Annotated in this window: 14 protein-coding genes; 11 read left to right on the top strand and 3 right to left on the bottom strand. The window is 62.4% G+C overall.

What is annotated here, in order from left to right; translation table 11 throughout:
* Positions 1-111: 111 nt before the first annotated feature.
* The 8 genes from HX818_RS08735 to HX818_RS08700 all read left to right on the top strand — a co-directional run bounded on the left by HX818_RS08735 (position 112) and on the right by HX818_RS08700 (position 8,990).
* Positions 112-1,014, top strand: coding sequence for an AraC family transcriptional regulator (locus HX818_RS08735; RefSeq protein ID WP_003218429.1), 903 nt, complete (start codon positions 112-114; stop codon positions 1,012-1,014).
* A 133-nt stretch (positions 1,015-1,147) separates the two neighbouring features.
* A complete protein-coding gene (locus HX818_RS08730) occupies positions 1,148-3,376 on the top strand; it encodes a TonB-dependent siderophore receptor (protein ID WP_003218431.1) in 2,229 nt (742 codons plus the stop codon).
* Between the two features lie 5 nt (positions 3,377-3,381).
* The gene (locus HX818_RS08725) at positions 3,382-4,233 is read left to right on the top strand and encodes a PepSY domain-containing protein (RefSeq protein ID WP_003218433.1); all 852 of its coding nucleotides are present in this window, start codon (positions 3,382-3,384) and stop codon (positions 4,231-4,233) included.
* Entirely contained in the window at positions 4,230-5,345 is a 1,116-nt protein-coding gene (locus HX818_RS08720; protein WP_003218435.1) for an ABC transporter substrate-binding protein, read from the top strand. The genes HX818_RS08725 and HX818_RS08720 overlap by 4 nt, the downstream gene beginning before the upstream one ends.
* Positions 5,342-6,409 carry an iron ABC transporter permease gene (locus HX818_RS08715; RefSeq protein ID WP_023658859.1) on the top strand — a complete coding sequence of 356 codons (1,068 nt, stop codon included), beginning with the start codon at positions 5,342-5,344 and terminating at the stop codon, positions 6,407-6,409. The genes HX818_RS08720 and HX818_RS08715 overlap by 4 nt, the downstream gene beginning before the upstream one ends.
* A gap of 26 nt (positions 6,410-6,435) precedes the next feature.
* Positions 6,436-7,215, top strand: a complete 780-nt coding sequence (locus tag HX818_RS08710) for an ABC transporter ATP-binding protein (protein WP_003218440.1) — start codon at positions 6,436-6,438, stop codon at positions 7,213-7,215.
* Positions 7,216-7,218: 3 nt separating this feature from the next.
* Positions 7,219-8,439, top strand: a complete 1,221-nt coding sequence (locus tag HX818_RS08705) for an MFS transporter (protein WP_003218442.1) — start codon at positions 7,219-7,221, stop codon at positions 8,437-8,439.
* A gap of 107 nt (positions 8,440-8,546) precedes the next feature.
* Positions 8,547-8,990 carry a hypothetical protein gene (locus HX818_RS08700; RefSeq protein WP_008436193.1) on the top strand — a complete coding sequence of 148 codons (444 nt, stop codon included), beginning with the start codon at positions 8,547-8,549 and terminating at the stop codon, positions 8,988-8,990.
* Positions 8,991-9,008: 18 nt separating this feature from the next.
* On the opposite strand, the gene pssA is transcribed toward HX818_RS08700, so the two are convergent.
* The gene (pssA, locus tag HX818_RS08695) at positions 9,009-10,352 is read right to left on the bottom strand and encodes a CDP-diacylglycerol--serine O-phosphatidyltransferase (protein WP_102369150.1); all 1,344 of its coding nucleotides are present in this window, start codon (positions 10,350-10,352) and stop codon (positions 9,009-9,011) included.
* A 125-nt stretch (positions 10,353-10,477) separates the two neighbouring features.
* Between pssA and HX818_RS08690 the strand changes: the two genes are divergently transcribed.
* Both HX818_RS08690 and HX818_RS08685 read left to right on the top strand, forming a co-directional pair.
* Entirely contained in the window at positions 10,478-11,029 is a 552-nt protein-coding gene (locus HX818_RS08690) for a TetR/AcrR family transcriptional regulator (protein ID WP_003218448.1), read from the top strand.
* A 32-nt stretch (positions 11,030-11,061) separates the two neighbouring features.
* Complete coding sequence (locus HX818_RS08685) at positions 11,062-11,541, top strand: nuclear transport factor 2 family protein (protein WP_008436190.1); 480 nt, start codon at positions 11,062-11,064, stop codon at positions 11,539-11,541.
* A 126-nt stretch (positions 11,542-11,667) separates the two neighbouring features.
* On the opposite strand, the gene HX818_RS08680 is transcribed toward HX818_RS08685, so the two are convergent.
* Together HX818_RS08680 and HX818_RS08675 are read right to left on the bottom strand one after the other, a co-directional pair.
* Positions 11,668-12,828 (bottom strand): PQQ-dependent sugar dehydrogenase, encoded by a 1,161-nt coding sequence (locus tag HX818_RS08680; protein WP_003218452.1) that lies wholly within the window; start codon positions 12,826-12,828, stop codon positions 11,668-11,670.
* A 30-nt stretch (positions 12,829-12,858) separates the two neighbouring features.
* Positions 12,859-13,179 (bottom strand): hypothetical protein, encoded by a 321-nt coding sequence (locus HX818_RS08675; RefSeq protein ID WP_177019840.1) that lies wholly within the window; start codon positions 13,177-13,179, stop codon positions 12,859-12,861.
* A gap of 196 nt (positions 13,180-13,375) precedes the next feature.
* Between HX818_RS08675 and HX818_RS08670 the strand changes: the two genes are divergently transcribed.
* Entirely contained in the window at positions 13,376-14,224 is an 849-nt protein-coding gene (locus HX818_RS08670) for a Ku protein (protein WP_003218456.1), read from the top strand.
* Positions 14,225-14,230 lie beyond the last annotated feature (6 nt).

The raw sequence follows: 14,230 nt of genomic DNA, 5'->3' as shown, positions 1-14,230 counted from the left end.
AGCGATGAGGCGTGGTCCGGGCTTTCGGCTAAAGGATAATCATTCTTAATTACAGGTAAGAAATTTCCTGCTAGCGTATGCCCCTCTTTTCCGGTTCACAGGGAGTCCGCCATGCTCAGCCCACACGCTGCGCCGCTACCGACCCAAAGGGATTTCACCCTCAATTTTCCCAACACTTTGAACACGGGTGCCGCCACCGTCGTGCCGGAAATCACCCTGTCCGCCGGGACTGTGTTGATGGACAGCCAGATGTGGATGCAAGAGCCGCTGTGGCAAGGTTTGAAGATCATCCTGGTGCTCAGCGGCCAGCTCAATTGCCGGGTCGAAGGCCAGCAGGAAGTGGAGATTCGCGGGCCGACCCTGTGCGCCGTGGCCAACCAGGGTGAACATTGTGGCGATCACCTGTTCGCCAGTGGTGTGCCGGTGCGCTACACCACCGTGCAGCTGGATTTCCCGTCGATCCGCAGCGTCGGCCTTGAGCCTGAGCGCCTGCTGGATAAACGCGGCGGCGGGCCGATGATGTTCTGCCAGCCCGCGAGCAAACCGTTGCTCGCCCTTGCCCAACAGATTTTCACCTGCCCGTTGCAGGGCCCTGCCCGCTCCTTCTATCTGGGCGGCAAGGCCCTGGAGCTGACAGCGCTGGGGGTGGAGGGAATTCTCGCGCAAACCGAGTCGCGCCCGGTGCAGGACGCCCATTGCAACTCAGCGGACATCGAACGCATTCATGCCGCCCGCGACCTGTTGCTCGGTTCGTTGCAGGCTTCGCCGTCATTGGCCGAGCTGTCTCGCGCAGTCGGCCTCAACCCGCGCAAATTGACCGCGGGCTTTCGTCAGGTATTCGGCACCAGTGTCTATGTGTACTTGCAGGAACAGCGCCTGGCCGAAGCCTATCGCCTGCTCGCCAGCGGTGAGACCAATGTGTCCAGCGCCGCGTACCGCGTGGGTTACAGCCCGGCGCATTTCTCCACGGCGTTTCGCAAGCGTTTCGGGGTTTCGCCCAAGGCGTTGCGCTGACGGGTTGTGAAAGTTCCGCCCTGCCCCGCAAACGAAAGAAATGATCGCTCGACCCAAAGCAATAGCCCTGCGTCACAACGCCTGGATGAGATACGTTTGCATTCGCATTGAACACCTCATCATGGAGTGAAGCATGGGCACCCGCGTTCTGTACCGAGACACCCCAGGTTTGCCAATCGATACCGCAGTCCCGCACTTGAAAACCAGTCGCAAGCCCTTGGCAACCCTGATCCATGGCGTTGCCCTGGGCCTGTCGCTGACCCAGATGAACCTTGTGCAGGCCGCCGAGGCGGACACCGATCACGCCCTGGTGCTCGACAGCAGCGTGGTCACCGGGACCCAAGCCGACAGCCCCACCGGACAACAGGCCGGCTACGTGGCCAAGCGTAGCCTCAGCGGGACCAAGACCGACACCGCGCTCAATGAAATCCCCCAGTCGATCTCCGTAGTGACCCGCGACCAGATGGACGCGCAGCAAGTGCAATCGGTGAGCGAAGCGTTGCGCTACACGGCCGGCGTGCAGGCCAACACTACCGCCGCCAGCCAGCGCTTCGACAACCTCTCGATTCGCGGCTTCGACGTGACCAGCACCGGCATGTTGCGCGACGGCTTACGTGGCACCACCACCCAGGCCTGGCCAAAAGCCGAAGCCTATGGCCTGGAACGCATCGACGTGCTCAAGGGCCCGGCCTCGGTGTTGTTCGGCCAGAACGCACCGGGCGGTGTGGTCAACCAGATCAGCAAGCGGCCACTGGACCAGTCGTTCCATGAAGTGCAGCTCCAGGGCGGCAGTTTCGACCGCGCCCAGGGCCAGTTCGACTTCAGCGGGCCACTGGATGACCAGAGGCAATTCCTCTATCGGCTGGTGGGCCTGGAGCGCAGCAGCGGCACCCAGTTCGATCACATCAAGGACGACAAAACCTTCATCGCGCCGTCGTTTACCTGGCGGCCGAACGACGACACCAGCCTGACCGTACTGGCCGATTACTCGGAGGATGAATTCGGCGCGCCCCGGGTGTTCCTGCCGACGGTGGGCACGCTCAAGCCGAACCCGAATGGCAAGGTCAAACACAACGTCTTTCTCGACGAACCCGGCCTGGACAACGGCCGCACGCAATACTCGCTGGGCTACCTGTTGGAGCACCGGATCAACGATGTGTGGAGCCTGAATTCCAGCGCACGTTATGGCCACGTCAACCTGCTGACCAACACCGCCAGCGGCATGTCCCTGGCGCCGGACCTGCGCACCTTGAACCGGTCGGCCTACCGCTTCCGCATCGTCGGCGACGTGTACTCCCTGGACAACAATGCCCAGGCCCGCTGGAACCTTGGCGAGGTGCAGATGGTGTCGCTGCTGGGGGTCGATTACCGGCGCACCCGTGAAGACTATTACCTCAACGGCGGCGCGGCATCGTCGATCGACATCTACAACCCGGTGCACGGGGGTGTGTTCGCGCCGAACACCCCGTTCGCCAGCACCTTGCAGCGCGCCGACCAGACCGGGCTCTACGCCCAGCAGCAGATGACGTTCAACGACCGTTGGGTACTGACCGTCGGCGGTCGCCAGGATCATTCGAGTGCGCGCACCGACAACCGCCTGACCGACACCGGGCAGAAGCAGGACGACAACAAGTTCACCTACCGTGCAGGCCTCGTTTACCTGGCCGACAACGGCCTGTCGCCGTACATCAGCTACGCCACCTCGTTCGACCCGGTGCTCGGCACTGATTTCTACGGCACCAGCTTCAAACCGAGCACCGCCAAGCAGTCGGAAGTCGGCATCAAGTACCAGCCGCCCGGGATCGACAGCTACATCACCCTGTCGCTGTTCGACCTGACCCAGCAGAACGTCAAGACCACCGACCCGAGCAACCCGCTGAACAGCGTGCAGACCGGTGAGGTCAACGTGCGCGGCGTGGAGCTGGAAGGCAAGGCCAGCCTCGCCAAGGGCCTGGACCTGCTGGCAACCCTGACCTACAACGACGCCGAAGTCAGCAAGAGCAACAACCCGCTGGAAAAAGGCAACCGCCCCACCGACACCCCGGAAAAAATGGCGTCGTTGTGGGCTGACTACACCCTGCCCTTTGGCCCGCTCACCGGGCTCGGATTTGGCGTCGGCGTACGCTATATCGGTTCCACCGAGGCCGATGCTGCCAACACTGTGAGCGTGCCCTCCTACACCTTGCTCGACGCGGCGGTGCACTACGATTTCGACAAGCTGATCCCGGCGGCCAAGGGCCTGCGCCTGGCGGTGAATGCCACCAACCTGACCGACAAGCACTATTACGAAGGCTGCTCCCTCTCCAGCTGCAGTGCCGGGTATGACCGCAGTGTCATCGCCAGCCTGCGCTATCGCTGGTAACTGCCATGCGTGGGTGGTGGCTTCGTGTGCATCGATGGCTGGCGCTGAGCGTCGGCCTGCTGCTGGCGCTGATTGGCTTGAGCGGTGCGCTGCTGGAACTCAAGGGGCCGATCCTGCGCTGGGAGGTCGGCAGCCAGGCCTTGGACCTGGCTCCGGTTGAACACGGCGCACTGCTGGATGACGCGCAGTGGATCAGCGCGGCACTGGGTGCCTACCCGCAATTTCAGAAAGTCTTTGGCGCCGCAAAACCGCGCCAGGGTTTCCTGGAATCGGACAACGCGATCGTCTTCGGAGCCCTGGAGGATCGGCCCGGCATCGGCATTGCGATGATCGATCCCTACAGTGCCGAGCCACGGGCATTTTTTGTGTTCGATGACCTGTGGCTGGCGAAGCTGGTGGCGCTGCACCGGGCACTGCTGTTGCCGCCGCCCATTGGCGCCGTCGCCCTGTTTGCCTGTGGCCTGGTGCTGCTGGGCTCGGTGGGCAGCGGCCTGTACCTGTGGTGGCCGGGGCGGCGCAGCTGGTGGAAAGCCGCCAGCTTGCGCCCGGGCAGCCAGGGCCTGCGCCGCCTGCGGGAATGGCACAACGTCGCAGCCGCCTGGCTGTGCCTGCCGTTGGCGGTGATTGCCGGCAGCGGCGCCTGGCTGGCCCGGCCCGACTGGTTCTTCGCCAACCCCGCCGCGATCAAACCGCTGTTCTCCGCCGCCCACGGCCACCTGTTGCTCGGGTTGCCCGGCGCGGCCCTGGCCTTTCTTTGCGGCCTGGCATTGCCGCTGCTCTATCTCACCGGGCTGTTGTTGTGGTGGCGCAAACGCGTCCGCCACGTGCGCCCAACTGTTCAAGGAAATTGTTCATGAAACACCCTCTGTTGTTGCAACGCGGCCTGCTGCTCGGTCTTGGCCTGTTAATGAGCGGCCTGGCCTGCGCCCACACCGTCACCGACCTGGCGGGGCGCAAGGTCGACGTACCGGACAAGGTCTCGCATATCCTGCTGGGTGAAGGCCGGATGATCTACTCGCTGTCGCTCCTTGAAGGCAAGAACCCGTTTACCCGCATCGCCGGCTGGCAAGGGGATTTTCGCGGCCTGGACGTGCAGGGTTACGCCGCGTTCCAGAAGCACTTTCCCGAAGCCGACAACGTACCGTTGGTAGGCGGCACCTCCGCCGAAACCTTCAGTGTGGAAAAGGCCCTGGCGGTACACCCGGACCTGGCGATCATGGCCTTGAGCGGCGGCCATGGCCCGAGCCCCGACAGCGAGGCGGTCAAGCAGCTGGAAGCGGCCGGCGTGGCGGTGATTTTCGTCGACTTCAGCGACCATCCGCTGAGCAACACGGTGCCGAGCATGCGCCTGCTGGGCAAGGCTCTGGACCGTAATCAACAAGCCGAGGACTACATCGCGTTTTACCAGGCCTCGCTGGCCAAGGTCACCGATACCCTGGCCAAGGCCGGGACGGTAAAACGGCCGAAGATCTTCATCGACATGCTCGCCGGCCTGCAGGATTGCTGTGGTTCGCCGGGCACCGGCAACTTCGGGGAAATGATCAAGCTCGCGGGTGGCCGGAACATCGCCGACGGGCGCATTCCCGGCCCGATCGGCACATTGAACGTCGAATACATTCTGTCCAGCGATCCGGATGTGTACGTCGCCACCGGCGTATTCGGCCACGGCCAGGGCGGTGTGACCCTCGGCTATTCGGCCACGCCGCAGCAGGCCAACGACAGCCTCAAGCAAGTGTCCCAGCGCGCGCCGCTGAATGAACTGCGGGCGGTACGTGAAGGCAACGTGCATGGCCTCTGGCATATTTTCTATGACTCGCCGGAACACTTGATCGCAGTGCAGGCCCTGGCCAAGTGGCTGCATCCTGAGTTGTTCGCCGACCTGGATCCGGAACAGACCCGAGCCGAATTGTACCGGCGCTTTATGCCAATTCCGGCCAGCGGCGTATTCACCACGAGCCTTGTGCCGTGACGCAGGTGCAAGCCTGTGCGAGCGCCGATGGCGCAGGTGAGCGCTATCGCCACCGCCATGGACGACGGGTATTGCTGTTGTCGGCGCTGGCGTTGGCATTGGTGGTTTCCCTGGCGGTGGACATCACCACCGGGCCTTCCGGCATGAGCCTGACGCGCCTGTTGCAAGTGCTGTGGGACCCGGCTTCGATGCCGCGGGTGGAGGCGGTGATCGTATGGAATGTGCGCCTGCCTTACGCGTTGATGGCGGTACTGGTGGGCGCGGCACTGGCCCTGGCCGGCGCCGAAATGCAGACGGTGCTGGATAACCCGCTGGCCAGCCCGTTCACCCTCGGCGTTTCCGCCGCCGCCGCCTTCGGTGCAGCCCTGGCCATTGTGCTCGGGATGGGCATTCCTGGCGTGCCGGCGCAGTACCTGATTTCGGCCAACGCCTTTCTGTTCGCACTGGCATCGGTGGCATTGCTGTATCTGTTGGCACGCTGGCGTGGGTTTGGTGTGGAGAGCCTGGTGCTGTTCGGGATTGCCCTGGTGTTTGCGTTCAATGCGCTGGTGGCACTGCTGCAGTTTGTGGCGAGCCAGGACAGCCTTCAGCAACTGGTGTTCTGGACCCTGGGCAGCCTGGCCCGGGCGTCCTGGGAAAAGCTCGCGATCCTCGCTGCGGCGTTGCTGCTGTGCCTGCCGTTTTCCCTGCGTCAGAGTTGGGCGTTGACTGCCCTGACCCTGGGCGAGGAACGCGCCCGCAGTTTCGGGATTGATGTCGGCCGCCTGCGGGTGCTGTCGTTGCTGCGCATCAGCCTGCTGTCGGCGCTGGCGGTTTCGTTTGTCGGCACTATCGGTTTTATCGGGCTGATTGCTCCGCATATCGCGCGGCTGTTGGTGGGTGAAGATCACCGCTTGTTCCTGCCAGCGAGCGTGCTCAGCGGTGGCTTGATCCTGTCGATGGCGTCGATTGCCAGCAAGGCATTGATGCCCGGCGTGTTGATTCCGGTGGGGATTGTTACCGCACTGGTGGGAATTCCGTTTTTCATGGCGATTGTGATGCGTAACCGCCGAGGTGCTCTGTGACCGGATTAAGCACACAAGCATTGAGCATGCACTACGGCAGTCGCAGCGTGCTGCAGGACATTCATCTGCCGGCGTTGCTGCCCGGCACCATCACCGCGCTGATCGGCCCCAACGCTGCCGGCAAGTCGACCTTGTTGCGTGGCATCGCCGGACTGCACAAGGCGCACGGCCAGATCTGGCTGGAGGGTGTCGATCTCAATCGCCTGCCGCAAGTCGAGCGCGCGCAACAAGTGGTGTACCTGCCTCAGAGCCTGCCGGAGCGTACGCGCCTGTGCGCCTTCGAAGCGGTACTGAGTGCGGCCATGGCCGGCCATCGCGGCGCGGGTTTTGCGCCTGGGCGGCCGAGCCCGACGGTGCTCAAGGGCGTGGAAAAAATCCTCGCCGACCTCGACCTGACCGCCCTCGCCGACCGCCCGATCGATGCACTTTCCGGTGGCCAGCGCCAACTGGTGGGCCTGGCCCAGGCCCTGGTGCGCCAGCCTCGGGTGTTGCTGCTGGACGAACCCACCAGCGCCCTGGACCTGTATCACCAGTGCCAGGTGGTGGAAGCCATCACCCAGGCCACCCGCGAACGCAACCTGATCACCCTGGTGGTGGTGCACGACATCAACCTCGCCCTGGGCTTCAGTGATCAGGTGGTGGTGTTGCACAACGGTCAGTTGGCCGCTGCCGGGCCACCGCAAGTGGTGATCAATCAGGCGTTGCTGAAAAACGTCTATGGTGTGAGTGGCCGCCTGGAACAGGTGCATGGCCGCCCGCTGGTGATGGTGGATGCACGACTGCCCTTTTCTCCTGCCCTTGGATAACCGATGAACAGCTCCCAAGACGCTGCACTCGCGACTTTGCACACTGACCGCCCATTCAACCTGAGGCCGCTGCTGTTGGCCAACATGGCCTGCACCATGGCGATGATGGCATTTGTCTCGCTGATTGGCCCGATCGCTCGGGTGCTTGGCCTGGCCACCTGGCAGGCAGGTGCGGCGGTCACCGTGTCCGGGGTGATCTGGATGCTTCTGGCTCGTCCATGGGGCCAGGCCAGTGACCGACTGGGCCGGCGCCGTGTGCTGCTGCTGGGCACCGGTGGTTTCACCCTGGCCTACTGGGCGCTGTGCGTGTTTATCGATGCGTCCCTGCAACTGCTGCCATCGGCCATGTTGGCGTTTATCGGGCTGATTCTGGGTCGTGGCCTGATCGGCGTGTTCTACGCTGCGATACCGGTGGGCGGCTATGCGCTGGTGGCCGACAACATTGAGCCTGAGCACCGCGCCAAGGCCATGGCTTCCCTGGGCGCCGCCAACGCCTGCGGCCTGGTGCTGGGCCCGGCGATTGCTGCGCTGTTGGCGCGTCACAGCCTGAGCCTGCCGTTTTATGCGATGGCGGTGTTACCGCTGTTGGGATTCTTGTTGCTGCTGGCCAAATTGCCGCGCCAGGAGCTGCACCTCAAGCAGCCGCCCAAGCCGGTCAACCTCTCGGACCCACGCCTGCGTCGACCGTTGGTGGTGGCGTTTGTCGCGATGCTGTGTGTGTCGATCGCGCAGATAACCGTGGGTTTTTTCGCGTTGGATCGCTTGAAGATGAACCCGGCCGATGCGGCACAAACTGCCGGTATCGCCCTGACCATGGTCGGGCTGGCGTTGATCTGTTCGCAACTGGTAGTGCGCAAACTGGAGTGGCCGCCGCTGCGGATGATTCGCATCGGTGCGGTGGTGTCAGCCCTGGGATTTGCCGGCAGCATGTTCGCTGATACGGCCTGGATCCTGTGGCTGTGCTTTTTTGTGTCCGCGGCCGGCATGGGCTGGATCTTCCCGTCTTTCGCGGCGCTGGCGGCGAATGCGGTGGATGCGTCGGAGCAAGGCGCCACGGCAGGTTCGGTGGGTGCGGCCCAAGGCCTGGGCGTGGTGGTCGGGCCGTTGGCCGGGACCTTGATCTACGCGATCGAACCTCGCCTGCCCTACTTGGTGGCGGCGGCGCTGCTGCTATTGATCGCGTGCTGGCCGGCGGCACGGCAACCAGGTAACACCCCAGGTTGAGCTACCTGTTATTTCTGACAGTAGACGTCCATCCCTGAAAAGCCTCTGATAAAGCGCGTGGCCACAGCATTAGCTGAGGCCACCTACCTTTTCTGGAGACAAGCACCATGAGCGACGACCTGAATGACTTGACGACATTTACTGACAGAAATTGGAATGGCTGGCACCCGGACCGCCCAGACACCGCAAAGCTTGAGCCACGGACGCCTGGGAACGATCACGAGTTCTACCTCACCAATGCATCCGATGCGGTTCATGAGATGGGTATCTCCAAGTCCTACTCATTCATAAAGGGCACTGAATACACAGTGATCTTTGAATACCGGACCCTATCGGAAACGGACATCATCGTGTTGGCGGGAGGCTTGGAGCAAGCATACGGGCCACATCCACCGTCTCCCGGCTGGACGCGCCTGACTGTCCCTCTTCCGTACGTGAAAGAGGACGGAGGCACTCACCCAATCTCAATCAGACTCTGGTCAAGAAGTGCAGGCAGCGAACCCCATCGCTACGACTTGGACAACATTCTTGTCAGGTCGATTCCGGATTAACCTGCAAGGTCACGGGCCCTACAAAATCCGATACAGCAAACGCTCGATCCGCACCCGGCTGACCCGGCGCAAGAACTTGCCGACGGCCGCCGGGTACTCCACGAGGGTTTCCAGCTGCTGGTAGCGCTCAATACGCGAGGTGTGCTGGAAAATCTCGGCAAGCTCGGTGCGCCGTGGCCCTACCCACTCCCCCTTCGGATCATCGATCAGCAAGGCGTTTTCCAGGTCGAGGCGAAACGCTCGCGGGTTGATGTTGTTGCCGGTCAACAAGGTGTAGCGCTGGTCGACCCACATGCCCTTGAGGTGGTAGGTGTTGTCGCCGTCGCGCCACAGGTGCAGGTTCAGCTGGCCGCTGTCGATCATGCGCTGGTGACGCTTGGCGAAGCGACGCAGGCTGATTTCGTAGAGATACGGCAGCGCGGCGATGACCTTGAACGGTTCGCTCGGCGGGATGTAGAAGTCGTTGGCAGTCTTGTCGCCAACAATGATGTCAATCTTCACCCCGCGGGCCAGGGCGCGGTTGATTTCCCGGGTCACCGGCAGCGGCAGGTTGAAGTACGGCGTACAGATAGTCAGCTGGTGCTGGGCGCTGGCAATCAGCTCGCAGATCACCCGGCTCAGGGGGTTGTTCTTGCACACGCCCAACAACGGACTGACCGTCAGGTTGCCGTTGGGCAACTGCCCCGCCGAGGTGTCATACACCGCGTGTTTCAGGCGGCTGCGCAGGTCGCCGATGTCGTTGCGCAGGCTGCGAGTGGTCGGCGGGTTGGGCAGGTCCAGGCGATGCACCGCCTTGGCGGCCACCAGGCCGTGCTCCACCAGGTGCTGCATCGAGTCGGCCAGCGCCTTGTTGTGGATCAGGTGATAACGGTCATAGCGGTACTTGTCGAACTTGTGCAGGTACACGTTATTCAGGCTGGCGCCGCTGTACAGCACGCTGTCATCGATCACGAAGCCCTTGAGGTGCAGCACGCCGAACAGTTCGCGGGTTTGCACCGGCACCCCATACACCGGCACTTCGGTGCTGTGGGACTCGGTCATGGCCTGGTACCAGGCGCTGTTGCCCGGCTGCTTGCCGGCGCCGATCAAACCACGCTGGGCCCGCAGCGAGTCGACCACCACCACGATATCCAGCCCGGGCCGGGCGGCCTTGGCAGCGTGCAACGCGTCGTAGATCTCTTGCCCCGCCTCATCCTGCTGCAGGTATAACGCCACGATGTAGATGCGCTGGGTGGCCTGGGAAATTTTCTCCAGCAGGCAACGGCGGTACTCGGCGGCGCCGGACAGCACCTCGATCGCGTCGGGCGTGAGGGGAAAACCGCGCAGCTTGGGCAACAGGGAGCGTTTGAATAACGACGGCATAGGGCTCGCAATGGGTCGAATCCGAAGGACTCCAGAGCTTACACCATGGGCTGGCTCAGGTCTTCCCGCCCAGGGTTAAAAATAATTAATTGACCAAGGAGAACGATCGTTCTACTGTAATCTCCATGAACGATATCACTCGCGACATTATCCTCGACGTTACCGAAAAGTTGATCTACCGAAATGGCATCGCTGCCACCGGCATGGATCTTCTGGTGAAAACCGCCGGCGTCTCCAGAAAGAGCGTCTACCGCTACTTCGCCAACAAGGACGAACTGGTGATTGCCGCCCTGCAACGCCGCGACGAGCGCTGGATGCAGTGGCTGCGCAGCGAAGTTGAACACCACTCCACCACGGGCGAGCGCCTGCTGGGTGTGTTCAGCGCGTTGAAAACCTGGTTCGGCTCCGATGACTTTCGCGGCTGCGCCTTCATCAACACCAGCGGCGAGACCGGCGACCCGCACAACCCGGTGCGCCAACTGGCCAAGGCCCATAAACAGAAACTGTTCGAGTACGCCCTCGAACTGTGTCAAGCACATGGCACCCCCGACCCGGAACGCCAGGCCGCGCACCTGCTGATCCTGATTGATGGCGCCATTACCGTTGCCCTGGTGATGGGCGACACCACCGCTGCCGATAATGCGCAATCCATGGCGCGAACCCTATTGCAACTTTGACCTGACTTTTAAACCTGTTAAGGAGCCGTCCCATGTCATCCAACGCAGAAATACGCCCGCCGTTGCCGCCGTTTACCCGTGAGTCGGCGATTGAGAAAGTTCGCCTGGCCGAAGACGGCTGGAACTCCCGGGACCCGCAACGGGTGTCCTTGGCCTATACCCTGGATACCCAATGGCGCAACCGCGCCGAGTTCGCCCACAACCGCGAAGAGGCCAAGGCCTTCCTGACCCGCAAATGGGCCAAAGAGCTGGATTATCGGTTGATCAAGGAGTTGTGGGCGTTTACCGGCAACCGCATTGCGGTGCGCTATGCCTATGAATGGCATGACGACTCCGGCAACTGGTTCCGCTCCTACGGCAACGAGAACTGGGAGTTTGACGAGAACGGCTTGATGGCGAACCGGTTTGCCTGCATCAACGACATGCCGATCAAGGAAAGCGAGCGCAAGTTCCACTGGCCGCTGGGGCGGCGTCCGGATGAGCATCCGGGGTTGTCGGAGCTTGGGTTGTAGGCTCGACGCTACACAACTGTGGGAGCGGGCTTGCTCGCGAAGGCAATGGCTCAGCCAACATCTCCAGCGACTGACCCACCGCTTTCGCGAGCAAGCCCGCTCCCACATTGGTATTTGCCGTATCCGTCAGTCCTGGTTCAAACCCACCCGATACAACACGCCGTTATCTTCATCCGTGAGCACATACAGGTAACCATCCGGGCCCTGGCGCACATCGCGGATTCGCGCTTTCAGGCCACCCAGCAGTCGCTCTTCGTGGATGACCTTGTCCCCATCGAACTGCAAGCGAATCAACTCCTGGCTGACCAATGCCCCGATAAACACGTTGTGCTGCCAGGCCTTGAACCGGTCAGCGTCGTAGAACGCCATGCCGCTCACACCCGGGGATTTTTCCCAGACGTGGTGCGGTGCAACGGTGCCTTCGACTGTCTTGCCCTTGGCCTCGGGAATCGGCGTCAGGGAATAGTTGATGCCATGGGTCGCCAGCGGCCAGCCGTAGTTTTTCCCTCGTTCAATGATATTGATCTCATCCCCGCCGCGCGGGCCATGTTCGTTTTCCCAGAGTGTGCCGCTCCACGGGTTGAGTGCCGCACCCTGGGGGTTACGCTGGCCGTAGGACCAGATTTCCGGCCTCACGCCTTCCTGGCCGACAAAGGGGTTGTCTTCCGGTATACGACCATCCGGGAAGATCCGCACCACTTTGCCTTGCAGCTTGTCGAGGTCCTGGGCGGTGGGCCGGTCGTTGTTTTCCCCGAGGGTCACAAACAGGTAACCATCGCGGTCAAACACCAGCCGCGAGCCGAAGTGGTTGCCCGTGGACAGCTTGGGCTCCTGACGCAGGATCACCTTGAAGTCTTGCAGGCCGCTCAGGTCATCGCTCAAGCGCCCACGCCCGACTGCGGTGCCTGCAGTGCCATTCGTGCCGCCGCCCTCGGCGTAGGACAGGTACACCAGGCGGTCCTCCTTGAAGTCCGGCGACAGCACCACGTCCAGCAGGCCGCCCTGCCCTTTGGCAAACACCTTCGGCACGCCACTCAGGGGCGCGGACAGTTTGCCGTCCGGGCTGACAAACCGCAGGTTGCCGGGACGTTCGGTGACCAGGAAGCCTTGCTTGTCCGGCAGGAACGCCACCGCCCACGGGTGATCGAGGCCCTTGGCAATCGGGGTGACGGTGATACTCCCTTGCTCGCTGGGAAACTGTTGGGTGGCGGCCGCCGAGACAGGCAGCGCCAGGGGCAGCAAGGCAGCGGCGCAGAAGGTCGCTAGAAGGGTTTTGCGTAACAGCATACGGTGGGTTTCCTTGTCGTCTTTACACACTCAATCGCCGCGATTGCCATTGGCGTCACGGGTGGGAGTCTTGGGCTGGATAGCCGGCGGGGTCTGCGCGCCGTCACGGCGCTGGACGCTGTTGCCGATACCGCCGTTTTGCAGGGTCGGCGGCCGCTGTGCCGGCGGAATATAGCTGCCTCGCGCTGCCGGCGCGTTGGGCTGGGTGCCCTGCATGCTGTTGGGGTTGGCCTGGTGGATGGGGCCGTTGTAGGGGTTGTTGCTGCTGCCGGGCAGGTTTTGCGCCTGTGCCAACGAACTCAAGGCCAGGCCCAACGCCAATACGGCAAGGTTGCGCAAACGGGTGTTCATGACAAAGCCTCTCTGGGCGCAAGTAATACGTGCTTTCGATAACACGCTACGCCTTGGGTTCGGCTTTGGTAACTAAATAGTTTCTCATCAGGTGTAACACGATCTGTCTGAAACCCTGGTGCCAGCCGGCTGGCCAGGGAAACTTTTGCCGAATCCGCCCTGTCACCTGAAGACCACACACTTCAGGAATACCGACATGCCACGGGCTATCTGGAAAGGCGCAATCAGTTTTGGCTTGGTGCACATCCCCGTGTCACTGGTCTCGGCCACGTCCTCCCAGGGCGTCGACTTCGACTGGCTGGACAAACGCAGCATGGACCCGGTGGGTTACAAGCGCATCAACAAGACCACCGGCAAGGAAGTCACCAAGGAGAATATCGTCAAGGGCGTGGCCTACGAGAAAGGTCGCTACGTGATCCTCAGCGAAGACGAAATCCGCTCGGCCCACCCCAAGTCCACCCAGACCATCGAAATCATCGCGTTTGTGGCCAGCGACCAGATCCCGTTGCAGAACATCGACACGCCCTACTTCCTGGCCCCCGACAAGCGCGGCGGCAAGGTGTATGCCCTGCTGCGCGAAACCCTGAAGAAAACCCGCAAGGTCGCCCTGGCCAACGTGGTGCTGCACACCAAGCAGCACCTGGCGGCACTGATGCCGCTGGAGTCGGCGCTGGTGCTGGTGATGCTGCGCTGGCCTGCCGAAGTGCGTGGCCTGGACGAATTGGAATTGGGCAGCGACGTGACCAAACCGACATTGGCCAAGGGCGAACTCGACATGGCCAAGCGTCTGGTGGAAGACATGAGCGCCGACTGGCAGCCGGACGAATACCGCGACAGCTTCCAGGAAAAGATCATGGCGTTGGTGGCGAAGAAGGCCAAGGCCGGCAAGATCGAAGACGTGGAATCCAGCGAAGGTGTCGACGAGCGCAAATCTGCGGACGTGATAGACCTGACGGAGTTGCTCAAGCGCAGCCTGGCCGGCAAGCCCGCGACCAAGGCTGCAGCCAAGAAACCTGCCGCGAAAAAGACCAGCAAGGCTTCATGAGGTAGA

The sequence above is a fragment of the Pseudomonas sp. F9001 genome (genome assembly GCF_013385435.1).
Classification (GTDB): domain Bacteria; phylum Pseudomonadota; class Gammaproteobacteria; order Pseudomonadales; family Pseudomonadaceae; genus Aquipseudomonas.
The sequence above is the reverse complement of the archived record's forward strand: the minus strand, read 5'-3'. Positions and strand labels throughout refer to the sequence as shown.